Annotated in this window: 26 protein-coding genes; 11 read left to right on the forward strand and 15 right to left on the reverse strand. The window is 64.3% G+C overall.

Annotated elements, in window-relative coordinates:
• Positions 1-51: 51 nt before the first annotated feature.
• Entirely contained in the window at positions 52-957 is a 906-nt protein-coding gene (locus C440_RS13830; RefSeq protein ID WP_008321186.1) for an SAM-dependent methyltransferase, read from the reverse strand.
• A 164-nt stretch (positions 958-1,121) separates the two neighbouring features.
• Between C440_RS13830 and C440_RS13835 the strand changes: the two genes are divergently transcribed.
• Complete coding sequence (locus C440_RS13835; protein WP_008321187.1) at positions 1,122-3,329, forward strand: DUF7527 domain-containing protein; 2,208 nt, start codon at positions 1,122-1,124, stop codon at positions 3,327-3,329.
• Between the two features lie 195 nt (positions 3,330-3,524).
• The gene (locus C440_RS13840) at positions 3,525-4,883 is read left to right on the forward strand and encodes a hypothetical protein (protein WP_008321188.1); all 1,359 of its coding nucleotides are present in this window, start codon (positions 3,525-3,527) and stop codon (positions 4,881-4,883) included.
• A 187-nt stretch (positions 4,884-5,070) separates the two neighbouring features.
• On the opposite strand, the gene C440_RS13845 is transcribed toward C440_RS13840, so the two are convergent.
• Positions 5,071-5,376, reverse strand: a complete 306-nt coding sequence (locus C440_RS13845) for a hypothetical protein (RefSeq protein ID WP_008321189.1) — start codon at positions 5,374-5,376, stop codon at positions 5,071-5,073.
• Positions 5,377-5,608: 232 nt separating this feature from the next.
• On the opposite strand from C440_RS13845, the gene C440_RS13850 reads away from it, so the two are divergent.
• The 3 genes from C440_RS13850 (at position 5,609) to C440_RS13860 (ending at position 7,844) form a co-directional block, all read left to right on the forward strand.
• Positions 5,609-6,940 (forward strand): adenylosuccinate synthase, encoded by a 1,332-nt coding sequence (locus C440_RS13850; RefSeq protein ID WP_008321190.1) that lies wholly within the window; start codon positions 5,609-5,611, stop codon positions 6,938-6,940.
• A gap of 93 nt (positions 6,941-7,033) precedes the next feature.
• Positions 7,034-7,219: a methytransferase partner Trm112 gene (locus C440_RS13855; RefSeq protein WP_049915875.1), complete on the forward strand. Its 186-nt coding sequence runs from the start codon at positions 7,034-7,036 to the stop codon at positions 7,217-7,219.
• A gap of 43 nt (positions 7,220-7,262) precedes the next feature.
• The gene (locus tag C440_RS13860) at positions 7,263-7,844 is read left to right on the forward strand and encodes a DUF7524 family protein (RefSeq protein WP_008321192.1); all 582 of its coding nucleotides are present in this window, start codon (positions 7,263-7,265) and stop codon (positions 7,842-7,844) included.
• A 132-nt stretch (positions 7,845-7,976) separates the two neighbouring features.
• Here C440_RS13860 and C440_RS13865 read toward each other — a convergent pair whose 3' ends face one another.
• Together C440_RS13865 and C440_RS13870 are read right to left on the reverse strand one after the other, a co-directional pair.
• Entirely contained in the window at positions 7,977-9,071 is a 1,095-nt protein-coding gene (locus C440_RS13865; RefSeq protein ID WP_008321193.1) for a DR2241 family protein, read from the reverse strand.
• A gap of 2 nt (positions 9,072-9,073) precedes the next feature.
• A complete protein-coding gene (locus tag C440_RS13870) occupies positions 9,074-9,952 on the reverse strand; it encodes a CbiX/SirB N-terminal domain-containing protein (RefSeq protein WP_008321195.1) in 879 nt (292 codons plus the stop codon).
• A 140-nt stretch (positions 9,953-10,092) separates the two neighbouring features.
• Between C440_RS13870 and C440_RS13875 the strand changes: the two genes are divergently transcribed.
• The gene (locus C440_RS13875; RefSeq protein WP_008321196.1) at positions 10,093-10,587 is read left to right on the forward strand and encodes a DUF7523 family protein; all 495 of its coding nucleotides are present in this window, start codon (positions 10,093-10,095) and stop codon (positions 10,585-10,587) included.
• A 282-nt stretch (positions 10,588-10,869) separates the two neighbouring features.
• Positions 10,870-12,354, forward strand: coding sequence for a cysteine--tRNA ligase (gene cysS, locus C440_RS13885; RefSeq protein WP_008321198.1), 1,485 nt, complete (start codon positions 10,870-10,872; stop codon positions 12,352-12,354).
• Here the strand turns inward: cysS and C440_RS13890 are convergent, their stop codons facing one another.
• Positions 12,355-14,394 carry a histidine kinase N-terminal 7TM domain-containing protein gene (locus C440_RS13890; RefSeq protein ID WP_008321199.1) on the reverse strand — a complete coding sequence of 680 codons (2,040 nt, stop codon included), beginning with the start codon at positions 14,392-14,394 and terminating at the stop codon, positions 12,355-12,357.
• 59 nt (positions 14,395-14,453) lie between these two features.
• Positions 14,454-14,738: a DUF357 domain-containing protein gene (locus C440_RS13895; RefSeq protein WP_008321200.1), complete on the reverse strand. Its 285-nt coding sequence runs from the start codon at positions 14,736-14,738 to the stop codon at positions 14,454-14,456.
• Positions 14,739-14,915: 177 nt separating this feature from the next.
• On the opposite strand from C440_RS13895, the gene C440_RS13900 reads away from it, so the two are divergent.
• Entirely contained in the window at positions 14,916-15,965 is a 1,050-nt protein-coding gene (locus tag C440_RS13900; RefSeq protein WP_008321201.1) for an NAD(P)/FAD-dependent oxidoreductase, read from the forward strand.
• Between the two features lie 13 nt (positions 15,966-15,978).
• Here C440_RS13900 and C440_RS13905 read toward each other — a convergent pair whose 3' ends face one another.
• From C440_RS13905 to C440_RS13920, 4 genes are all read right to left on the reverse strand, one after another.
• A complete protein-coding gene (locus C440_RS13905; RefSeq protein WP_008321202.1) occupies positions 15,979-16,221 on the reverse strand; it encodes a hypothetical protein in 243 nt (80 codons plus the stop codon).
• Positions 16,222-16,333: 112 nt separating this feature from the next.
• Positions 16,334-16,519 carry a hypothetical protein gene (locus C440_RS13910; protein ID WP_008321203.1) on the reverse strand — a complete coding sequence of 62 codons (186 nt, stop codon included), beginning with the start codon at positions 16,517-16,519 and terminating at the stop codon, positions 16,334-16,336.
• A 50-nt stretch (positions 16,520-16,569) separates the two neighbouring features.
• A complete protein-coding gene (locus C440_RS13915) occupies positions 16,570-17,766 on the reverse strand; it encodes a TIGR04347 family pseudo-SAM/SPASM protein (protein ID WP_008321204.1) in 1,197 nt (398 codons plus the stop codon).
• Positions 17,763-18,065: an Htur_1727 family rSAM-partnered candidate RiPP gene (locus C440_RS13920; protein WP_008321205.1), complete on the reverse strand. Its 303-nt coding sequence runs from the start codon at positions 18,063-18,065 to the stop codon at positions 17,763-17,765. The genes C440_RS13915 and C440_RS13920 overlap by 4 nt, the downstream gene beginning before the upstream one ends.
• Positions 18,066-18,165: 100 nt before the next feature.
• Here C440_RS13920 and C440_RS13925 point away from each other — a divergent pair, with 100 nt between their 5' ends.
• Positions 18,166-18,675, forward strand: a complete 510-nt coding sequence (locus C440_RS13925; protein WP_008321206.1) for a halocyanin domain-containing protein — start codon at positions 18,166-18,168, stop codon at positions 18,673-18,675.
• 46 nt (positions 18,676-18,721) lie between these two features.
• Here C440_RS13925 and C440_RS18155 read toward each other — a convergent pair whose 3' ends face one another.
• Both C440_RS18155 and C440_RS13930 read right to left on the reverse strand, forming a co-directional pair.
• On the reverse strand, positions 18,722-18,856 hold the full coding sequence (locus tag C440_RS18155) for a DUF7560 family zinc ribbon protein (RefSeq protein ID WP_008321207.1): 135 nt from the start codon (positions 18,854-18,856) through the stop codon (positions 18,722-18,724).
• Between the two features lie 92 nt (positions 18,857-18,948).
• On the reverse strand, positions 18,949-19,590 hold the full coding sequence (locus C440_RS13930) for a helix-turn-helix domain-containing protein (protein ID WP_008321209.1): 642 nt from the start codon (positions 19,588-19,590) through the stop codon (positions 18,949-18,951).
• 184 nt (positions 19,591-19,774) lie between these two features.
• Between C440_RS13930 and C440_RS13935 the strand changes: the two genes are divergently transcribed.
• Both C440_RS13935 and C440_RS13940 read left to right on the forward strand, forming a co-directional pair.
• Entirely contained in the window at positions 19,775-20,125 is a 351-nt protein-coding gene (locus tag C440_RS13935) for a winged helix-turn-helix domain-containing protein (RefSeq protein WP_008321210.1), read from the forward strand.
• On the forward strand, positions 20,122-20,322 hold the full coding sequence (locus tag C440_RS13940) for a DUF7511 domain-containing protein (RefSeq protein WP_049915876.1): 201 nt from the start codon (positions 20,122-20,124) through the stop codon (positions 20,320-20,322). The genes C440_RS13935 and C440_RS13940 overlap by 4 nt, the downstream gene beginning before the upstream one ends.
• 83 nt (positions 20,323-20,405) lie before the next feature.
• Here C440_RS13940 and C440_RS13945 read toward each other — a convergent pair whose 3' ends face one another.
• From C440_RS13945 to btuC, 3 genes are all read right to left on the reverse strand, one after another.
• Entirely contained in the window at positions 20,406-21,104 is a 699-nt protein-coding gene (locus C440_RS13945) for an RNA ligase partner protein (RefSeq protein WP_008321212.1), read from the reverse strand.
• Positions 21,105-21,247: 143 nt separating this feature from the next.
• Entirely contained in the window at positions 21,248-22,687 is a 1,440-nt protein-coding gene (locus C440_RS13950; protein WP_008321213.1) for a heme ABC transporter ATP-binding protein, read from the reverse strand.
• Positions 22,684-23,778, reverse strand: a complete 1,095-nt coding sequence (gene btuC / locus C440_RS13955; protein WP_008321214.1) for a vitamin B12 ABC transporter permease BtuC — start codon at positions 23,776-23,778, stop codon at positions 22,684-22,686. The genes C440_RS13950 and btuC overlap by 4 nt, the downstream gene beginning before the upstream one ends.
• Positions 23,779-23,811 lie beyond the last annotated feature (33 nt).

Consider the following 23,811-nt stretch of genomic DNA (forward strand, 5'->3'; position numbering starts at 1 on the left):
GAGTCCGGCGTCCCGGACGCGTCAACTCCATCGAGCGCGCCGACAGCGTTCTCACTCGCGTTGGGCGAGCACGTCGATGTTGTGTGCGATGTACGACAGTTCGTCGGACGCCAACTGCTCGTGTCGGGCTTTGAGCCAGTCGTCGAGCGGTTCGTCGGCGACGCGGTCGGCGTCGGTGAGCGACTCCTCGACGAACCCGAGGATACGGTCGAGGAAGATTCGTTCGTCGTCTTCGTGGGGTGGGTGGACGACCCAGTCTGCGCCGCCGGCGGCGACGACTGGCGCGCCGAGCGCCGGCAGAACCGAAAAGAGGTCGGAGCCGGTGTCCGGACCGGAGCGCTCGTCGTCGCGCATCGTGTCGTGGTAGGCGTCGATAATCTCGGTGTCGGCCTCGTGCGCCGGCCGGAACGAAGTCCGCCCGTCGAAAGTGACCGGCGCGTAGAGGAGACCGCCGTCTGTCAGCCGCGAGAGAAGCGCTTTGACGGCGCGGCGGAGCGGCAGGATGTCGAGCACCGCGTGCGCGATGACGAGGTCGATAGCCTGCGGCAGGACCGTCATCGCATCGAAGAGGTCGCTTGTGACGTACGTGAGAGAGACGCTCCGGCCGTGGCGTTCGATTCTGAAGCCGTCGGCTGTCGGTTCGGCGGTCCAGCCGGCACCGTGGGACCACTCTGCGAAGGCGGCCGCCGCTTGGTCGGCCATACCCTGCTTTCGGTCAACCATGATGTACTTGATTTCGTCGTGCGTGTCGAAGACGCCCCACGACAGGAGTCTGCGGCACATCGCGCCGGTTCCCGACCCGACCGAAACGACACGAAGCGGTTCGTCCGGACGCGACTCTGCGCGCGCTTCGAGCGAGTCGATGAGATGCGCAAGCGTCGGTCGGTGGAGTGCGCGGTCGTCCACCGATTCCTTTGCGCGGAGGTAGCGGACGAACTGTTCGTCGTGTCTGGTCACGACGGACCTGTCACGGCGGGACCGTATAGTCGTTCTCCCGAGCCGAAACGTCCGGCTCCGTCGGCCGAAACTGTCAATTCGGAACACAGAAACGGGGTATAGATGGACTATTGACTCGATTCGCCCGGAAAGTATTTGATTCGCTTCCGGTGATGTAACCCCAAATGGATAGCGAGATTATCGACGCGGTGACTGGGTGGGACTCCGCACCTACGGACCGAGGATACGGGGGCCTCAGGTCACTCGCAGACGACGGCTTCACAGGCGCCGTCGTAGCCGGCATGACGTGGGGATTCATGCTCAACGGCCGGCTCCTCGGCGTCTTCGATGGGGACTTAGCTGACTTCGACGACGAATCGTTCGAGGCGTACCGCGCGCCCGACCCGTCGCTTCCGCTTCTCTACGCGATGCAGGAACGCGGCGGCGACGTTCGCGCGCAGTACTACACGCAAGAGACACCGCTGAAGGACGCCGATGGAACGCTCTCTGCGGGCGGCTTCACCGGCTACGTCGAACTGTCGGAGAACGTTCTGTCCGGCGACTACTACATCGTCTACCACGGGGGGAAGTCGATGAGCGCCGCCTTCGTCGGCAACAGCAAGCGCCTCATCACCGATGACGAGGCGTTCGAGCGTGCACAAGACGAGATTGGTATCTACAAGGTCATTGACGTAGATATCGACCTCGTCGAGATTCCGGAAGACGACACCGACGACGCGTCGGCAAGCGACGACGAGTCGGCGGCCGTTGTCGGCGGGGTCGCGGACGCGGACGACGCCGAATCCGGAACAGACGCGACTACCGAGGGGAGCGCCAGCGACGCGAGTGATGACGCCACTGAAAACGGCCCGCAGACCGAACCGCACGGCGAAGGGCCGGCGTCGGCCGGGGCGGAAGCGCCCGAGACGCCCGAGACTTCGAAGCCGGTCGAGTCCGCCGAGTCGGACGGAAAGTCCACCGAATCGACTGCGTCGAACCCGGCCGACACACCGTCATCGCCGAAAGGGAACTCCGCACCGAACGCGTCGTCGCCCGACGCGTCCGCGACCGAACGGCGCACGAACCCGGACGAATCTTCGCCCCCCGAATCGGCCGAGCCGAACGCTTCTTCGGCACCGTCGGCCGCGGACAGTACACCCGACGCGAACGCGGCGGCGAAGAACGGCGAGCCGGCGGCGGACCCGCTCGCGGAAGACGCCGCGCCCGGTGACGACGTGTTTTCGGCCGAAGCGGAGTGGCGGAACGCCCGTTCTATCCCTTCGCTCGACCCCAAGGACGCGAAAGGCGAAACCGTCGGTGACAAACCGAGAGCGACGCGACGCCGGCGACAAGCCGCGAAACAGGCGACGCGACCGCAGAAGAAACAGAAGCGAGAGCCGAGCCAACAGACGCGGCAGTCGGAGCAGTCGGCTCCCAAACAACGACAGCAGTCCGAAACGGCCGACTCCGAGGAAGCGGCGACGCTGGAAGAAAAACTGTCGTCGCTCAAATCCGAGCGCGACCGCCTCGAATCCGAACGCGACGCGCTTCGAAACGAGCGTGACGAACACCGCAGTCGCGCAGAAGAACTCGAAGACCGTGTCGCAGAACTCGAATCCGAAGTGGACCGACTCCGGGGCGAACTCGAAGATGCCGGCGTCAAATCGACCGACCGGTCGATGTCGGCCGACGAAGCGCTCCGGGGAACCAACCTGTTCGTCCGCTACGCCCGGAAAGGCGAGGCGACGCTCGAAAAAGCGCACGCCGGACAGGCGAAACGCGAGGAAGTCATCGAGAACCTCCGTCTCGAACACCACACGACGTTCGACACCGAGGGACTCGGCATCGACGGCCAACCCTACGAGGAGTTCCTCCACGAGACGCCGGAGTACGGCTTCGCAAAGTGGGTCGTCACCGACCTGCTCTACGAAATCGGCGAGACGGACAACCGGTCGAGTCTCGCCGGCGTCTTCGATTCGATTCCGGAGGCAGACCGTATCGAGCTATACGGGACCGTCTCGGTCCCGATTGGCGAAGACGAGACAGAGCCTAGAAACTTCGACGTCATCATCCGCGACCAGATGGGCGAGCCGCTGTTCGTTGCGAACCTCAACGACTCCCGCGACCCGGCGACACAGCCGATGGTCACGCAACTCATCAAGGACTCGAAGTCGGTCGCAAACGCGAAAGAGACGCTCGGGTCGGCGTTCGTGGTCACGAAGAGCTTCTTCGAACCCGAAGCCCTCGAAGCGGCCACTGCCGAAACCGGCGGCGGTCTGCTCAGTCGGTCGAAACGCAAGAGCTTCATCAAACTCTCGCGCAAGCAGGGCTACCACCTCTGTCTGGTCGAAGCGCGGAGCGGCGAATTCCACCTGAACGTCCCCGACCTGTAAGGGGGCGGTCTCGGGATATCGGCTTCTGGTTCGACGCGACGCAGACCACCGACTTTCGGTTCGACGCGGTGCGGCCAGACTCGATTCGAACTGGGCTGGCCCACAGACGCGCTTCGCGGTGGAGACCGAGATGTGAACCGAGACGCCTGCACGGGTAGTCAGTAGTATTAACGGACCGCAGTTCGGACAGCCACCGTGAATCGGTCTCCAGTCCCGCGTTTCGCCGCGCTCGGTGTCGAACTCGTCGCGGCGGCCGCGGTTGTCACGGCCGCGCTCCCGCTGTACACGGTCACTGTTCTCTACTGGCTCGACCTGACCGCGTCGTTGCTTCGACGGACGTGCCAGACGCTTTTCGCCGCGCCGCGAGAGACGGTCTCACCGACCGGAGCCGACCTCGCGCCCGAAAGCGGAAATTCGACGCTCTCGCCGTACGAACAGGGGTTGTTCCGCTTTCTCTCACCTAAGGTAGGGACTGTCTCCGTTAGCGGTCGGCTTCCGCCTGTGGCGCTCCACAACGTGCGACCCTTCGTGACTCTCGTGTGTCTCTGGGTGGCTTTTTGCCTCCCAGTGGCGGCGCTCGGAGTGTCGTCCACCGTCTTTCCGACGCCGGTGTACGACGAGTTCTGGTCATCGCCGACGCCGGTGCTTCTCGCCGGTGGCGCGCTCGCCGTGGCGGGAAAACACTGGGCACTCGTCCGACACCACGCGCGGACAGCGTGGCCGACCGCAGGCAACGTCGCACCGCAGTGGCGGCTCGGCGTGTGGACGGCGTACTGGCTTCCGTTGTGGTTTCTCACCTCCCTGCACGCCACGGGTCCCGAGGTCGGGACGCTACTGAGTGTTGTTACGGCGCTCGTCGTCGTCGGCCGGGCGGTCCGCGAGGTTCGTCCACTCGTCGGTTCGGCGGAACGAGACGCCCCAGCGCCGCCCGCAGAGACGGCGCGTTCACGGATTGCGGCTCAGACACCACCGCCGGTTGGAAACCACCACGCGTCGGTTCGACCGAATCGGCGCGCCGTCCGACTCGCGGGCGCGATTGACAGCCTGTTCCCGTTCGGCAACGCGGCGAGCAGTGTCCGTCGAATCGAGGGGCAGTACGCCGTCGCGCTCGTCCTCCTCGTGGGCGTGCCGCTCGTCACGAGAGAAGTCTGGGAAGTCACGTCGCTTCTGCTACTCGGCGGGGTTACGGCGGCAGTGCTCGGCGCGTTCGTCGGTCTCGTCGCGCTCGTCGGCGCTGTTCACTTCGAACTGGCGTTCGGCGCGGTCGAGTACCAACTGGCGGACGATGCACTCGTCGCGTACGACCGCCGTCTCGACGCCGCGCAGTGGCGCGTTCCGCTCGACGCCATCCGAGATGCGACCGTCGAGCGAGGGCTATTCGATAGCCCGACGACGACGGACGCCGCGATAGTCGCACTCGACCGCACGGACGACCCCGCCGAAGCGGAGCCGTATCGCTTCTATCGGCGGACGCTCGCGTACGTCAACGAACCGAACACGGTCGCAGAGCGACTCACTGCGGCGCGAACCGACCCCGACCGAGAGCGTAGATAGCCGCGGCTCACGGTCAGCTCTGCTTCGGCGGAACGGCGACGGCGCTCGTCGGCTCGGGTATCGACGTGACGAACAACTGCGTCGCTAACGCGGTCAGTCCAGACGCGCCCGGAGAGACTCGTCGTACGAACCGAGAATGAAGAACTCGTCGTACGAAACTGGAGAGAACGACCGCGCGTACGAGAGATTAGTTTTCGACTTCAGCGGCTTCTTCGATCTTCATCGATTCGAGCTTTCCGACAATCTCGTCGAGCTTGTCGTCGAGTTCATCGACGAATTCCTGTGTGCGCTCGGTCGTGATTGCACCTTGGCTGGAGGGTTCGATGAGGTTCTCTTCTTCGAGAACGCGGAGAGAGTACCGAACTTTGTGGTGCGGATACCCCGTCTCGTTGGACATCTTGACGATGCCGATAGGCTCGCTCTCGATGACCATCTTCAGGACCTGCAGATGGCGCTCCAACATATCAACTTCTTTCTCAAGTCGGTCTATCATGCCATTTGTTAACTCTTCTTGGTAGGCTTTAAGCCTTACCCTCCGAGCCAGCGAAAAAGTGGGTAGCGCGACCTTATCGAGGCCACTAAATAACCGTTGTGTTATCGGCCGCCACGTTAATGCGTGTTTGTGGCAGAATCCCTACTATCAATCAGTGATATATTCACGTACGTGTATTCGTCATCGACGGCGACCGTAATCTGTTTAGTGCGGCGCGGGGAACGGCCGACGTATGACTGTTACCATCGTCGGTTCGCAACTCGGCGACGAGGGCAAAGGCGCGCTCGTTGACCTGTGGGGCGGCGACGCTGACATCGTCGTTCGCTATCAAGGCGGCGATAACGCCGGCCACACGGTCGTCGAGGACGGCGAAGAGTACAAGCTTTCGCTCGTCCCGAGCGGTGCCGTCCGCGACAAGGTCGGAATCCTCGGGAACGGCTGTGTCATCAACCCTCGGACGCTCTTTTCCGAGATCGACGACCTCCGCGAGCGAGGTCTCGAACCGGACGTGCGCCTCGCAAAGCGCGCGCACGTCATCATGCCGTACCACCGCCGCCTCGACAACATCGAAGAAGAGGCGAAAGCCGACTCCGACCTGACCGTCGGCACGACCGGTCGCGGTATCGGCCCGACCTACGAGGACAAGGCAGGCCGCCGCGGTATCCGCGTCGGTGACCTCCTGGACCGCGACGTGCTCCGCCAGCGACTGGAGTACGTGGTGCCCAAGAAGAAGTCGCTCATCGAGGACGTCTACGGTCTCGAAGCAGGCGAGGAGTGCGACATCGAGGCGCTCATCGACGAGTACGCCGAATTCGGCCGTCGCCTCCGCGAAAACGACATGGCGGTCAACTGTGGCGACTTCCTCGCCGAGCGGCGCGAAGCCGGCGAGAACGTGATGTTCGAGGGCGCACAGGGGACGCTCATCGACATCGACCACGGAAGCTACCCGTACGTGACCTCCTCGAACCCGACCGCCGGCGGCGCGGCCACAGGCTCCGGTCTCGGCCCCACCGTCGTCGGACAGGGCGAAGTCGTCGGCATCGTCAAGGCCTACCTCTCGCGCGTCGGCGAAGGCCCGATGCCGACCGAACTGAAAGACGACGACAGAGAGGAAGAACTCGCAGACTACATCCGCGAGAAAGGCGGCGAGTTCGGGACAGTCACCGGTCGCCCGCGCCGTATCGGCTGGCTCGACATCCCGATGCTCCGCCACGCCGCACGCGTGAGCGGCTTCACCGGCATCGCCGTCAACCACCTCGACGTGCTCGCCGGGCTGGACGAAATCAAGGTCGGCCATGCCTACGAACACGACGGCGAAGAACGCCTCACGATACCCGCGACGACAGAAGAGTGGGCCAAATGCGAACCCGTCCTCAAGGAGTTCGAACCGTGGCCGGACGTAGACTGGTCCGAGGTCGCCGAAGAGGGCTACGACGCCATCCCGGACGCCGCACAGGACTACCTCGATTACCTCGCCGAGGAACTCGACGTGCCGGTCTACGCCGTCGGCGTCGGCCCGGACCGCGAACAGACGGTTCAGCTCACCAACCCGTTCGACGAGTAACTCCGACCTGACGAGACGCGTTCGACTCGCAGTCGCCGACGTGGCGGCGTCGAACCCGTACGCTTTTACTTCGCGCAACCCACCGTCAGGACGATGAAAGAATCCCTGATGGACATCCTCTGTGACCCCCTCGACAAGAGCGAACTCGAGCTGGAAATCGATGAGCGCGACGGCGACGAAATCATCGAAGGGCGCCTCATTGGCACGGTCACCGGCGAGGTGTACCCCATCGAGGACGGTATTCCGAACCTCCTGCCGCCGGACATGCGAGACAACTGAGCCGACCTGAACGTTTTTCTATTCCCGCTTCGACGGTGAAACCGTGTCGAACGCGCCGCTCTCCGTTACGCTAAACGACGAGCGACCTCACGACCTCTCGGTAGCGCCATCGTTCTCGACGGTCGATACGTTCGCGGTCGAACTCGAAAACCGTGGACAGGCGGTCCACGTCCATCTCCACGTCGATGACGAACTGTCTCGGGTGGCGTCTCTCACCGAAGGCAATCACTTCGTGAGCGCCGGCCAGACCAAGTTAGTTGACGTGTTCGTCTCGCCGCCGCCGGAACCGGTGACGGGAAAGCTCAAAATCGTCTCCGGACACGGGTCGGAGACGGTCTACGTCGATGTAACAGTCTCGCCGCGCGAGGGTGGAAAACCGCCGGTCGAAGTGGACGAAACCCTCTCGAAACCGAGGTCGCCAGAACCGGAACCGAGCGTGACCGAGCGCCTCGCAGACGCCCTTCCGAGTATCGACGCGCGGGCGGTCCCGCTCGTGCTTCTCGCCGTCGTCGCGCTCGCGCTGGCGGTCGGTGTCGCCTCGCTGTTGGAGAGTTTCGTCATCACGCTGGGTGCCGGGGTCGTCGTCGGCGGCGTCCTCGCCGCGTTAGTGTTGACGGTCTGGTAGCGCACATCCGTATTCTTAGCAGACTCTTTTGAGCGTCGGCGCTGTCGTCGTCTTCACCGTCTTCAGCGCACTCGACAGTCGCTTCGACGCCGCCTACACCGGGACGAATAAGCCGCCTCGCCTCCCGAGGCGCTATTCGTCGTCCGTCGGGACGCCGCAGAGATTCCCGTCGTCGAACAGTTTCGCGCGGAGGAACCGCGCCCGGAAGCGGTTCGCACCCTCGTACACGTCGGCTTCCCGGATGTCGTCGGTGCGGTCGTCCGCGACCGCCTCGATGATGTCTTCGACCTGCTGTTTCTCCGACGGCGTGAGTTCGAACTCGTAGGTGTTCGTCTCTTCTGCTTCGAGTCGCGTCCACTTGCGCGAGGCCGCGACGACGAGCGAACACGGTTCGCGGCAGGGGAACGCGCCGTCACCGCCATCGACGTCGAGGTCGGTCTCGTCGTCGTACTGCCACTCGCGCCGCTTTACGCACTGCGAGTCGTCACAGCAGGCCTCGGCGACCCAGTTGACGTGCTCGTGTCCGTCGCCACGGTTCCACGTCTTGATGACGCCGTACATGCCGGTCTGGCGGCCGATGGCGTCTTGCCAATGGGTGATGTCGAGGTCGCCCTCGCGCTCGCGGTACCAGTTCGGCACCGTCGCGGGATAGAACGTCTCGACCGTTTCTACGAGGTCGCGGCCGTCGAGGTCGGGAAAGACCCAGCCACCGGCGAGGTTGTTGCCGGTTTTCAGCGGCCGATACCGGCCTTTCTCGTCGTAGGTCGCCAACTGCCGCGCCGCGAGCGGTTCGTGGTACGAATCGAGGGTAGACGCGTCGCGGTCGGCCTCGTCGGCGTGGCGCAGTTCGTAGGTCCGGTCGCCGTCGTCACCGAGCGTCACCGTGACGAGAAGTTGGCCCCACTCGCGCTTGTGGCCCCGTCGAAGAGCGTCGTAGCGCTCCGGGAGCGACTGGGTCTCGTCGTCAGCGCCTTCGACCCACCGAAGGAACGCCCGGCGTTGCGGACTCGACTCGCCGACGGCACGCGTCCAGAAGTGCCAGTTGGTCGCGTAGTCGTCGTGGTCGGCGAGCGCGTCGCGGAGTTCGTTCTCGGAGAGGCCGTCTTGCCGCGCGTCGGGCGTCTCCAGTCGGTAGCCGTCGTCGGTTCGTTCGACGTGCAGTCCGTCGAGATGGACGCCGTCGTCGGTCGCGGCGGCATCGATGAGGGCGTCGAGATGGTCCTCCATCGTCAGTCACCCGCCAGTGGCGTCTTTCGGGTTCGTTCGCGGACGAGTTCGAGCGCATCGCCGATGTCGGCACCGGCGTCGGCGGCGCGTTCGAGCACTACGTCGGCCATTAAGCCCTCGGTGCCGACCGCACCCGCATACCAGATGCGGTGGCCCTCGACCGATGCTGGAACGTCGTAGCCGTTGCGGTAGTCGTCTGTGAGACCCATGTCTTCGGGGATGTCCTCTTGGGTGTGAAAACCGTCCGCAATAAACAGCGGGACGACGACGATGTCGTCGGACTCGAAGAAGTCGGCCACGTCGTCAACCTCCGGTTCTTCGTCCATGTAGAGCGCCTGCACCTCGTCGAAGCGGTCCAACTCGCGGATGCGGTCGGCGTGGTACTCGATCGCCTTCGCGGAGTTCTCGTTGCGCTCGGTGCCGTGACCGACGACGGCCAAACCGAACCCGTCGCCGACATCCGGGTCGCCCGTGACGGTCTCGGCCCGCCGGACGATGACGTCAGTCATCGCTCCGTGCGTTCCGACGGGGCCGCAGTAGTGAACCGTCTTTTCGGACACGTCGTCAGCGGTGAGCGTGACGTGCGACGCGGACAGTCCGTCGGAGTCCCAGTCGGATACGTCCCAGCCGTCGAGGCGAAGTTCTCGCGGAATGACCTGCTCGGTGAAGTAGCCCTCGCTGATGAAAAGCGGGACGACGTACACCTCGTCGGACTCAACGGTTCGAAGGACCTCACGAATCGACGGCTCTTCCTTCCAGAAGCCGGTTCGAACCTCGTCGAACGCGCCGACCTCGCGGATGGTGTCCGCGTGGTTGTAGGTAGGTGCGCTCGAATCCGGGTTCAGGTGCGACCCGTGCGCCACGATGACCAGCGCTTGCATGTCCGGGGGTTACGACGGCACTGTCTTATGAACTTCGCATCCAGAAAAGGAATCTTGGTGTTCGGCCAACTCGCGTTCACCACTCGTTCACGAAGCGTCCATGGCGGCGGTTTTTTGCACGCGCCCGACGACCCCCAGGCATGTCTCTCGCCGCTGACGCACGCGATGCCGTTCGTGAACGACCGTTCCTTCTGACCGCCCTTCGCGCGGGCGTCGTCAACTACGCCGCCGCCGCGGCCGCCCTCGACCTCGGAGACGACGAGGCGGTCGCGGCCGCACTCCGTCGCTTCGCCGAGGACCTGCCCGAACTCGAAACGGAGTCCCGCGAGGCGACCGTCACGATGCGGAGCGGAATCGGTCTCGTCGGCGAAGATATCGACGCGACGGACGACGAACCACTGCTCTCCGTTGCCGGCGTTGACCTCGCCGCGGGCGGCCCGCTCACCGCGATTATCGCCGAGGGCGAAGTCGATACGGCGGCGCTCGGAACGGTCCTCTCTCGCCTCGACGCCGAATCCATCGTCGTCGATGCCGCGGGCGTCGCGGGCGACGCGATGTTGGTCGTCGTCCCACGCCGACAGGGGGCCGCCGCGCTCCGCGTCGTCGAATCCGCCGTCAGCCATGTATACATCTAAGTGTCTCAATATCAGACACGACATTCGGTTGTGGGCGCTTAATACGACACACCCGATCAGAATTGCGATGGTTTCGTCCAGCCCCAGCACCGCAGACGGAAATGTCACACTCTCATCTACTGACCTTCGCCACGAACTCGATTTGGATGCCGACGAGTTGATGGCGTCAGTCGTTCGTCGGCTTCGACGACGAGGACGCCGTTCGACTCGCCGACCGCTCGGTCGCCCGCCCCGACACTCGTTCCGACGGGTTGAAAATCCTCCCACGAGTAGCCGAGAGCGATGACCCTGTCCGTGACCAACACCCTGACGGGAGCGCGCGAGGAGTTCGAGTCGCACGGCGACGAAGTGCTGCTCTACGTCTGTGGACTGACGGTCTCGGACGACGCACACCTCGGCCACGCTCGCCTGTGGATGCACGCCGACCTGATGCACCGCTGGCTCGAATACGAGGGCTACGACGTCCGCCACGTCGAGAACTTCACCGACGTAAACGAGAAAATCGCCGCGCGAATCGGCGAAGCCGACCTCGGCGACGACGAAGCGACCGTCGCAAACCACTTCGTCAGCGACGTTATCCGTGACATGCGCGGTCTCAACCTCAAGCGAGCGGAGGTCTATCCGCGCGTCTCCGAACACATTCCCGAGATTATCGACCTCATAGAGACGCTCGTTGACCGCGGGCACGCCTACGAGTCGAACGGCTCGGTCTACTTCGACGTCTCCACGTTCGACGACTACGGCAAACTCTCGAATCAGAAACTCGAAGAACTGGAGTCCCACGCCGACGACGGCGAACGCTCCGAGAAGCGAAACCCGACCGATTTCGCGCTGTGGAAAGCCGGTGCCGTCACGCCGGAGACCGCGGCGGAACACCGTCACGCCGACCTCGACCCCCTCACCGACCCGTGCGGCCAGACGTGGGAGTCGCCGTGGGGCGACGGTCGCCCGGGATGGCACATCGAGTGCTCTGCGATGTCGATGACGCACCTCGGCGAAACCATCGACATCCACGTCGGCGGCCGCGACCTCGTCTTCCCGCACCACGAAAACGAAATCGCCCAGTCGGAGGCCGCGACCGGCGCGCAGTTCGCCCGCTACTGGCTCCACGTCGGACTGCTCCAGACCGACGGCGACAAGATGAGTTCCAGTCTCGGGAACTTCTTTTACGTCGCCGACGCGCTCGACGAGTTCGGTGTTGACGTGATTCGAACGTTCTACCTCTCGACCGCCTACGGCTCTGAACAGACGTACTCCGAGGAGACGATTTCCGAGGCCGAAGAGCGCTGGAACCGTCTCGAACGCGCCTACGAGGCGGCCGCCGAGGCGTGCGACAGCCCCGACGCGCGGACGAAAGTTGAGTCCGAGACGCTCCGCACCGCGGTCGCGGAGACCCGCGAAGACTTCCGCGCGGCCATGAACGACGACTTCAACGTCCGCGAGGCGATGGCCGAACTGCTCGGTCTCGCCAGCGCAGTCAACCGTCACGTCGCGGACGTCGACGAGTACGACTACCGCGCGCTCCGCGAGGCCATCGAGACGTTCGAAGACCTCGGCGGCGACGTGTTCGGTCTCTCCTTCGGCGCGTCGGGCGACGGCGGCGACGTGTCGGTCGCAGAAGACCTCGTCCAACTCGTCTTGGACGTGCGCGAGGCCGAACGCGAGGCGGGCAACTACGAGCGCGCAGACGACCTCCGCGACGAACTGACCGCCCTCGGCGTCGAAGTCGAAGACGGCGAAGACGGCGCGACGTTCCGCTTCGAGTAATCACGTCCGCGACGCTGTCTCGCCAAGCGTGACCGATGCCCCGCTCACGACGAACCGCGCGCCGCCGTCTCTTCCGGTTTCGACGCGTATCTCCCATCCGTGAGCGTCGGCGATTTCGGCGACGATAGCGAGTCCGAGACCCGTTCCGCCGCGATTCGTCGAAAAGCCCGACTCGAAGATGTCGTCTCGCCGGTCCGCCGGAATCCCCTCGCCGGAGTCTTCGACGTAGAATCCGTCGTCGGTCACGCCAACCCAGAGTGTGATGTCGTTGCCGCCGTGTTCGAACGCGTTGCGGACGAGATTTTCGAGGAGTCGGCGGAGTCTATCGGGGTCGGCGGCGACGGTTCCGTCCGACTCCACGGCAAGTCGCGCGTCGTCCGTGACCACACCGTCCCACGCGAGCGACGCGATGTCGCCGAAGCGGACCGGTTCCGGGTCCTCGACGAGTCGGCCGTGTCGCGCGAGGCTGAGCGCGTCCTGAATGATATCGTCCATCCGGTCGAGCGCGTGTTGGGCGGTCTCGGCGTGACCGTCGTCGCCCGTCTCGCGCGCCAGTTCGAGGTGGCCGGAGGCGACGTTGAGCGGGTTCCGAAGGTCGTGTGAGACCACGCTGGCGAACCGTTCGAGCCGTTCGTTCGCGCGGGCGAGTCGTCGCTCGCGCCGCTTTCGGTCGGTGATGTCACGGAGGTTCAAGACGACGCCCTCGACGAACGGTTCGTCGAGCAGGTTCCGGCCGATTCCTTCGACGACCACCGGTTCACCCTCGGGACCGGTAATTCGCGCTTCGAACCGCTCTGCTCCGCCGGGGTGTTCACAGATGCGGTCGAACGTCCGCTTCACCGAGTCGAGGTCCGAGTCGTCTCCGAGATTGAAAATAGATTCGCCGACGATATCCGACGGCGCGCGCCCGGTCAACGCTTCGATTGGGGGACTCACGTACTCTGTCGTGCCCTCCGCGTCGAGGACGGCCACGACATCCGATGCGTGTTCGATAGAGGACTGAAACCGGCGCTGTGCGCGCTGTCGTTCCGTGGCGTCTCGGATGATGACGACCGTTCCGTCGTCGGCATCCGTGAGCGGAGACGACCGAACTTCGAGATAGCGGTGGGTCCCGTCGCCGTCGGCGTCGAAGACGACCGTCGAATCCCGCTTGTCGCCCGACTGTTCGTCATCGAGCAGGTCGTCGATGGCCGGAGCCAGCGTCGAAAGGTCGCGCCCGATCGAGTCGTCGGCTATCGAGAGGAGTCGCCGTGCCGCCGGGTTCAAATCGACCACGCGGCGGTCGCCGTCGAGGACGACGTAGGCGTCGCGCATCTCTTCGACGACGGTGTCTCGGGCGACCGGAACGAGGTCGAACAGCCGGTACCGAAAGAGCGCGAGCGCGAAGAGCACGCCCGAGCCGGCGAACGCGATAGACGTGTAGTTGAGGACGGAGCCGCCGAGAACCCAGTAGACGTTCGCGCCGAGCGAAATCGCAACCCCACCGAGGACGGCAAGTCCCTGCGTTCTGAGGATGCGACGCAAGCGGACGACGCGCCGGAACAGAATCGACATGCCGAGGAGGATCAACAGGTACGAGTAGACGACTTGGACGTAGTAGCCGACCCGGAAATCACGCTGGACGACGACAATCGGAACGTCCGTGACGCTCGCCGTCGTCCACGCGAGTCCGTGCAACGGGTTCGTCGCCACGGCCGCCGACAGGAGCACCGACGGGATTGTGACTGCCGCGATTACCCGGCGTGTGACCGGAATTCGAGAGTCGGCGTACTGGAGCGCAAAGACGAACCACGCGGGCGGGAGGACGGCGACGCCGACGTACGAGAGCCGAACCCAGAACAACTGCCACTCGACGCCGGTGCCCACGAGTTGGACGAGATACAGTGCGGACCACCACGCGGAGGCGGCGGTAATCGCGCCGAGCGCGTTCGACCCGGGCGTCGAGCGATAGCGAAACGAGTACGTGGCGATTGTCCCCGCTAACAGAACAGACGCGATGAGGGGCACGAAAACTGGATGAAACTGCCACGCCTCGTGCATCGTCCGAACACAAACAGACTCGTGTTATAATGATTGGCCGTACTGTCACTCGGCGAGAACTACATCGTAAAGAGATGTGAGTCGTCCGGAACGTCGAACAGGCCCATTCTGACGCCCGCATCGAGCCACCCGTACCCGTAGGAAAACGAGGCGAGCGCATTCACCCAGTCGTCCGCGTCCTTGAAGTGTCGGCCGTCTTCGAGGTAGGATTCCGCCATCTCCAGACAGTCGGCCGCGGCGTGGCCGAGGTGCGTCTCGGACGGGACGGCTTGGACGGCTTCGGCCAGTGCGTCCGCGAGCATGCGTTCGTATCGGTTCGTCTTTTCGTGGAGGTCGGCGGGCATGTTCGGACGTGCGTCGGCGACGGATACCGGTCTTTCGCTCCGAGTCGGCGTGGGCGGTACTCTGTCATCGTCGCGGTTGCGAGCCGCGCCGCCGTGATATGTCGTCTCGTGGCGGTCTTGTAGCAGTTCTCGCAATACAGCGAAACCTTAAGACACCGCTGTAGCGAACTACGACCAATGACAGAAGACGCCGACTCGTTCGTAGAGCACAGGAAGCTCATCATCGCTGGCTCGGGCATCTCCGGTCTATCTGCGACCATCTACGCCGCCCGGTCCAACAACGAACCGCTCGTTCTCGAAGGCGACGAACCGGGCGGACAACTCACCCTCACGACGGAAGTCGATAACTACCCCGGCTTCCCCGAGGGAATCTCCGGTCCCGAACTCATCAACAACATGAAAGAGCAGGCCGAGCGATTCGGCACGGAGATTCGCCACGGCGTCATCGAAGACGTAGACGCGAGTGAGCGACCCTTCACCGTGACGCTGAAAAACGGCGACGTGTACACGACCGACGCGCTCATCTCCGCGTCCGGCGCGTCGGCTCGGACGCTTGGCATCCCCGGCGAGGAGGACCTGATGGGCTACGGGCTTTCGACGTGTGCGACCTGTGACGGCGCGTTCTTCCGCGGCGAGAAGATTATGGTCATCGGCGGCGGCGACGCCGCGGTCGAAGAGGCAAACTTCCTCACGAAGTTCGCATCGACGGTCTATCTCGTCCACCGCCGCGAGGAGTTCCGCGCCGAGGACTACTGGGTTGACCGCCTGATGGAGAAGGTTGACGAGGGTGAAATCGAACTCATGCGCAACACCGAAGCAACGGAACTCCACGGCTCGCCCGAAGCGGGCGTAGACCACGTGACGCTCGTCCACAACCCCGACGGTCACCCGACGGACAAACTCGACGACCCCGAGACTGAGACGTTCGACTTCGACGTTGGCGCGGTGTTCTACGCCATCGGCCACACCCCGAACGCGGACTATCTCGAAGGCACGGGCGTCCAGCGCGACGACGACGGCTACATCATCGCCAAGGGCGGCTCTGGCGGCGGCCAGACGGCGACCGACGTGCCCGGCATCTTCGCCGCGGGCGACGTAGTGGACTACCACTACCAGCAGGCCGCGACCGCAGGCGGCATGGGCGTGAAAGCCGCGCTCGACGCCGACGACTACCTCGAAGAACTCGAACGCGAAGAAAAGCAGGCGGCCGCGAGCGCGGCCGAGTAAGCGAGTCGGCGTCTCAAGAGTCGCGTTTTTCGGGTGGTTCTCTGCTGTCCACAGTGTCAGCCGGCACGAACGCTTGGTGGACGAGGCTCAAGACGAGGTAGCCAGCCCCGGCGAAAAAAAGCGGGAGCGTGATGAACGTCGCAATCGTCTCGCCGCTACCCTGAATGTCGTGTAATTGGGCCGACATTACGCTAAGCTGAATGATGACGACGGCGAATCCGCGGCGAACCGTCCGGTGGAGGGCTGTAATCGGCATACTGCACCGACACACAGATAAGACACTAATCGGTTCTGCTTTCGAGGGCGAAGTCGGTGCCAGACGCGTCACGACACGCCGTCGCCTTTTGGTCGTGTTCCGCCGTTTCGCCTCACGTGAGCCTGACGAGAATCACCCCGAGAGACGCGGTGATGACGCCGAATACGGCGTAGATACTCGCAAACAGCGGCGCGTGGAGAACACCGAAGAAGTCTGCGACCGCGACGGCGAAAAAGAGGAGACTGACACCCATCGTACCGCCGCCGAGAATGTTTGGGACACCGCGTTCGGTTTCCATATCGGTGAGTCGTCGCCCGGCAAAATAAGCGGTCGGAACTCGACCCGAAGTCAGTCTGCGGGTTCCGCGCTCACGCCGCGCTCTTCGGGCGTCAAGTAACACTGTGGGTCGGGACCGAACAGTTCGCCCGTCGCCGCGAGCGCCCGAAGCCGCGACGACCCGCGGCACACGTCTTGGTACTGGCACGTCACGCACTTGCCGGTGAGGTGTTCCTCGCGCTCGCGCAGTTTGGCGAGAAGCGGATTCGACTCGTCGTCCCAGATGTCGCCGAAGGGGCGGTCGCGGACGTTCCCGAGGCTGTAGCTCTGCCAGAACTGCGTGAGGTGGACGTCGCCGCGGTAGTCAACGTCGGCGACGCGCTCGCCGGTCGGGTCGCCGCCGTTGACGCGGAGATACCGGTGAATCTCGTCGGCGTGTTCTTGGCCGAGTTCGTCTGCGGCGTACTCGACGACGTACGCGGAGTCGGCGTAGTTGCCGACGAGAAGCGTTTCGATGTCCTCGCCCGCGTCGTGGTACTCGCGGGTCATATCGAAGAGGCGACGGACGGCCCGCCGCTGTGCCGCGTCGTCGAGGTCGGCGTCGGCGATGTCGCCGCCGCGACCGCCGTAGTCGAGGTGGTAGAAACAAAAGCGGTCTACGCCCACGTCGTACAGCAGGTCCACCACGTCTTCCATGTCGGCGGCGTTGTGCTCGGTGATGGTGTACCGAAGCCCGGTCTTGAGTCCCACCGAGAGGCAGTTTTCGATGCCGCGGACCGCGGCGTCGAACGCGCCGTCTTTGCCGCGGAAGCGGTCGTTTCGTTCGCGGAGTCCATCGACGGAGACCCCGGCGTAGGAGAGTCCGGCGTCGCGGAGGGCGGCCGCTTTCTCCTCCGTGATGAGCGTTCCGTTGGTCGAGAGAACGGCGCGGATGCCGGCGTCGGTCGCGTACTCGACGAGTTCGACGAGGTCCTCACGGACGAGGGGTTCGCCGCCGGAAAAAAGCAGGACTGGCACGTCGTAGGCGGCCAAATCGTCGATAAGCCCCTTGGCCTCAGCCGTCGAGAGTTCGCCCTGCGCCGGGTCGAGGTCGGCACCCGCATAACAGTGTTCGCAGTAGAGGTTGCACCGCCGCGTCGTGTTCCAGACGACGACGGGGCGTTTCTGTTTTTCCTCTCGAATCTGGTCGTAGTTCTCGTCGGGGTCGTCGTAGCGAAGGCCGTCGCCTTCGGCGCTTCGCCCGCACAGGAGTTTGCTGATCGAAATCATTCCGTGGACACCTCCGGGTCCGCCGCGTCTGTCGCGCCCGTCGCGTCCACCGGCGTTCGCTCCGGTGCTCGCAGGTTGTTGCCGCCGAGTCGAACGATTTCGTCCGCCGGGCAGAGCCACAGTGACTCGCTGTCGTCACCGAACAAGGTTCTCGCCTGCTCGACTGCGATATCGAGCGACGGCGCGGTCACGCCCCCGACGTGACGCATCGGGTCGGCCGATTGCTCCCGATAGAACACCTCCCACTGGCGACTGCCGTCGATTCGCGCTTTCCGCCGCGGGTCGTCGTCACGGTCCATAGGTTCGCTTTCGAAGTGAGACGCTACGCGCGTTTCGCACGTTTTCAGCGCGCGGGAATCGAAGCAGTAGACTTGCTTGAGGACATAGAAGCGCCGAACGATGACTGAGCGATTCTCTCGACGGCGGTTTCTGCACGCGACAGTTGCTTCCAGCGGACTTGCGCTTCTCGCGGGGTGTACTGCCGGCGGTAGCCAAAGCGGAGACGAGTCCGGCGGGAGCGGTGACGGGAGCGAATCGACCACGACAGCCGACGTCGAAAGCCGAGACTTCGATGGCTGGTTCGACCGAACCTCCAACTACGAGGGCGTCTACGACATGACCGACAAGGACGCCGTCACTGTCGCTGTCGGGGTGAGCGGAAACAGCGGTGCCTACGCCTTCGACCCCGCCGCAGTGAGGGTTGCGCCGGGAACGACGGTCACGTGGGAGTGGACGGGAAGCGGCGGCGCACACAACGTCGTCGAGCGCGAAAACGACAGCTTCCAATCCGAACTCACTGCGACCGAGGGACACACCTTCGAGTACACGTTCGAGGACTCGGGAGAGTACCGCTACGTCTGTGTGCCGCACGAAACGTTCGGCATGGTCGGCGCTGTCGTCGTCGAATAGCGGCCGTTCGAGCGGCTACCGCCCGTAGCCAACCCCTTCTGACGTGTTATACAGTGTGTTCGCTCTCACTCAGCGACGCCGTACACAGGACACAGCCCGTTTCGCAGAGCGTCTGTAACATCGGCTCGTTGACCCGATACCGCTCGCCGCACTGCGGGCAGGTCACGTCGAACTCGTGCATTCCAGGGTCACCATCTAATGATTGGAGTCTCGAACCCGAGGGGAGACGCCCTCAATTCACGGGGTACTGATAGGTCTCCGAGCGGTTGCATCTCAGTCCTGCAGGATGGCACCCATGAGCTTTTTCTGTGCCATCGCAAGGTGTTCGGAGAACGTCGAGGTCGTGATACCGAGTTCGGTCGCAACCTCGCCTTTGTTGGCGCGCCGCGGGTGGTCGAAGTATCCCATCTCGTGGGCCTGCTCTAACACCTCGCGCTGGCGGTCGGTGAGTTGCCCGCGTTCGACTAACACGAGGTCGCGGGACTCGTCAGACGACGACTGGAGGAGTCGGCGCACGTCCACGGACCCCGATGCCTCGCGCAGTGCGGACACGACGTTGCGGAGCGTCTCCACGTCGGGCGCGTGAAACGTCAAAAAGAGCGCGCCGTCGCGCGTCTGTACGTCAACGACGGGACAGCCGAACGTCTCGACTTGCTCGCAAGGACAGCCTACACCACCCTCGCGTTCGAATCGGTAGACGGTGCCGTCGCCGTAGTCGAACAGTTGGTCCATCTCGTCGGGAACGCTGTCGGCGTCGTCGAAGACGAACTCCTCGGTGACGGCACCGTCCGCGTTCGGTGCCATGCTCCGGGAGAGCGCGTACCCCGCCGTGTCGCCCTCGGAGACCGATGCGACGGGACAGTCCGTCGGCCCGGTGACCTTCAACTCCGCTCTGATGCCCGTTGCACTCATCATATCAGTACACAGCGCCCCCACGGCCTGATATAAACACCCACGATACACCGGGCCTTTATATTGCGGCCACTGTCCACCGGCCGTCGAATACGCGGACCGTAGGTCTCCTCGATGGCCCGTATAAACTGCCCCGCATATTCGGGGTGACCTTCGACGGACTCTGCGGCCAAACCAACAGGTGAGCATGCAGACCGGCCTCAGACGCACCCAGACCGACGCCGCTCTCGCCGAAACAGAGGCAGAGCAGGTTCTCGAAGCGCTCTCGGACCCGGCGTGTCGTCGGATACTCACGACGCTTCGAAGCGCGGCCGACCCGATGACGGCACAGGAGCTTTCGAGCGCGTGCGACGTGCCGCTCTCGACGACGTACCGAAAGCTCGAACAACTCTCCGAGGCGAGCCTGCTCGAAGAGACGCTTCAGTTGCGCGCCGACGGGACCCATACCCACCAGTACTGGACGGACGTGGATTCGGTGACGGTCCACCTGTCCGGCGAGGACGGACTCGACGTTGTCGTCCCGGGGGAACACCGATGAGTTCGGAATCGTCCCACACGATGGATTCAAACGTCGGACGGCCGTCCCGCCCGCACCTCACCTCGCGTATTATCACCCGCGACGACGGCCGCGAAGAGTGTACGATTCACCCGTCGAATGCGGGACCGAACGAACTCCTGACGACGTGGGTGACTGCGCTCGACGGGACGTTCGTTGACCTCGACACGATGCGGTAGCGGGTCGTACACGGGAGCGTAAAGGGTTCAGTCCAGAGCGGTCGATGCGGGTCGAATAGGGTCGTCGTACCGAATATAGTTGCTTACAGCCGACTGTGGTCTGTCGGGTCGCGTTCTTCGTCCCGCGGATAGAGGCTATCGAGCGCCATCAGGTACTCTTCGAGAAGCGTCGGAAACGCCCGGCCGCGGAGGTTCCGAAGGCCGAAATCGGCGGCCCAACTGATGATGCCAGTATCCTCGGTGACGACGCCGGCGTTGAGTTCGCGGGCGAGGATGAGCAGGTCGAAGTCCTCGCGCGAGTCGAGTACTCCCTGTCTGAGCGCGCCGCGGTAGTCCTCCCGGAGGTCGGAGATAACCTTGTCAACGTCCGAGAGTTCTGACCCACCATCAGACCGCCGTTTGGACTCTTCGGCTTTCCGCACGGCTTTTTCGGAGACGCGAAGCCCGCGGTTGACGCGGTCGGACATCTCGTCGATAAAGCGGTAGACGATTTCGGCCGGGATATAGACCTCGTAGCGGTCAGGGTGTTTCTTGATGACCCACGTGTCGAGTTTGCCGAGCACCGCTTCGGAGACGCCGCGCTCGCGGAGCACGTGTTCCAGTTCGGCGGCGATAGACGGCGGCATGTAACACGAGATGTTCAGGTCTAATCGCGCCGCGGCAATCGTATCCAGAAGCCGCTCGATGCCCTCCTCGAACGTCTCGTCGTCGGCCCGAATCTCCTCGGAGAGAAAAAGCGAGGTGTCGAGCACGAACCGTTGTTTGAGCGGGTACTCGGCCATTGGTTGGATGTTCGCACTCACGCACTATGACGCTTCCCCGTGTCGCACCCCCCGAAACGCGACGCGAACGAGCCTCGACGAGAGTACACGACGAGCCAGTGACACAACCAGTGACTCGGACGGTGGCGCTTCCGAACTCTCGGTCAGTGCTCGAACGTGGAGTCGGTATCGAAGTCGGAGCCGGATTCAGCCTCGTCCGCACGTGCACCGACCGACTCGCAGGCGAGTTCACCGACCGTCGAGAGCAACTCGTTCGAGTCGATGACGTGCCCGCGTTCGCGGAGTCGTTCGTAGACGGCGCGGCCCGCGTCGCCGGCGTAGTTCCGCGCGGAAAACGGGCGTTCCTCGATGAGCACGAGATGCTCGGCGGTCGTCGCGGCGTCGAGGTTCGGGAGGTTGCCCTCGCCGACTTCGACGTCCGCGACGACGGTCACGTCGGCGGCTTCGACCCGCGAGTCGATAGCGGCCTTCGCCGCACCATCGACCGGGGCGTACGGCGGGACTGTCACGAGGTCCGCACCGACCCGTCGGGCCGCCTCAGCGTCGGTGTCGCCCTCGTTGAGCGCACCCGTAGAGAGCGCGTATCCTGCCGCAGAAAGGACGTACAGCGTTCGAGCGCCGGTTCCGCCGCCGCCGATGACGTGGACGCGACCGTTTGCGTCGTCGGCCGACTGCGGGAGGGCGGTCACGTACACCGACCCGGTTACGGGGTGCCGCGAGACGACCGCCTCGGCGTCGAACGCCGCCTGTAAATTGGCTTCCGTGAGCACCGTTTCGGGGTCACCGGCCGCGAGGATTCGGCCGCCCGACAGGAGTATCAACACATCGCAGTAGTGCGCCGCGAGGTTCAGGTCGTGGATGGCCGCGACCGCAGTCGTGCCGTCGGCGACGAGGTCGGAAACGAGTTCGAGCGTGCGAACCTGATGGTTGATGTCGAGGCTGGCGGTCGGTTCGTCGAGGAGCAAGACGGGCGTCTCCTGTGCGAGCGCGCGGGCGATGAGGACGCGCTGTCGCTCGCCGCCGCTGACCGCCGTGACGGGGCGGTCGGCGAACGCCGCTACCGTCGTTCGGTCCATCGCTTGCTCGACGGCCGCTTCGTCGGCCGCACTCCAGCCGTCGAATCGGCCGCGGTGAGGCGTTCGACCCATCTTGACGACCTCGCGGACCGGGAAATCGAACGCGACGTTCGTCGTCTGTGGCACCGTCGCCACCAGTCTGCTCGCCGCCTTCGAAGAGAGCGCGTGGATGTCTTGGTCGGTGATGGTGACGCGCCCGCGCTCCGGGGAGAGCGCGCCGTTGAGCGTCCTGAGAAGCGTCGTCTTCCCCGCGCCGTTGGGACCGATGAGACCGACGAACGTCCCGTCGCCGATTTCGACCGAGATGCCGTCGAGTATGCGGGAGCCGCCGAGCGAGACCGCCACGTCGTCGAGTTTGATTGCCGGGTTGGCATCGCTGAACGGGTCGATAACGGACGAATCTGGTCGTTCGGGCGACTCTGACGATTCGGGTGACTCGGGCGACTCGGACAAGTTGGAACCGCCCGAATCGTCGGTCTCGGGCGTGTCCTGCACGGAGTCGCTCATGGGGAATGCACCTCCCGCGTGCGAAGCAGGTAGAGGAAGAAGGGCGCGCCGACCGCGGCGGTCACCACGCCGACCGGAATCTCCGCCGCACCCGACCGTGCAATCGTGTCGGTGGCGACGAGGAACGACGCGCCCGCCAGCGCCGACGCCGGGAGGAGCACCCGGTGGTCGGGACCGACGAGAAGACGGAGCATGTGTGGAACGACGAGACCGACGAAGCCGATGACGCCCGAAACGGCGACCGCGGCGGCGGTGATGATGCTCGCGGTGGCGAGAAGGAGTTTTTTCGTCCGCTCGACTTCGATGCCGAGCGCGTGCGCGTCGCCCTCGCCGAGGAGGAGCACGTTCAGGTCGCGGGCGTGAACGAGCACCAACAAGAACGGAAGCGGTAAGACGAGCGCGAGCATCCCGACTTCGTCCCACGTCGCGCCCGAGAGGTGGCCCATCAACCAGAAGACGACCTGTCGGAGGCTCTCACCGCTCTGTAACAAGAGAAACGAGATGACTGCCCCGAGGAACGTCTGGACGGCGACTCCGGCGAGAAGCAGAGTTGCGACGGGCGTCCGACCGTCTTCGGTCGCAATCAGGTAAACGACGAACGCGGTGACGACCGCGGTGACGAACGCCGCGCCTTCGAGTCCGAACGGAACCGAAAGCGAGAGCACGATAGTCGCAACCGCACCGACCGCGGCACCCGACGAGACGCCGACGATAGACGGGTCGGCCATCGGGTTTCGGAAGAATCCCTGCATGACGGTTCCGGCGGTTGCGAGGGCGAACCCAACGAGCGCCGCGAGGAGAATCCGGGGAAGCCGAACCGAGAGAACGATGATTCGGGCGGGCCGCGAGGCGGCGAAGTCGAACGGCGAAACGAACTCGACACTCGGTGTCGGGACCGACCCCACGAGCGGCAGAACGGTCGAACCGCCGGTGGAGACGCCGACCGGAACCGGAATCGCGTCCACGAGAATCGCGGCGACGGTCCGCGGTTCGATGGTGACGGCCCCGATACCGGCGCTCACCACGACGACGAGGGCTAAGAGCACGGTGAGGCCGACCGACCACGCGGTCGCCCGAGTTCGAACACTCATCTAACACAATCGCGCTTTCAGTAGGCAAATATT

The sequence above is a fragment of the Haloferax mucosum ATCC BAA-1512 genome (genome assembly GCF_000337815.1).
Classification (GTDB): Archaea; Halobacteriota; Halobacteria; order Halobacteriales; family Haloferacaceae; genus Haloferax; species Haloferax mucosum.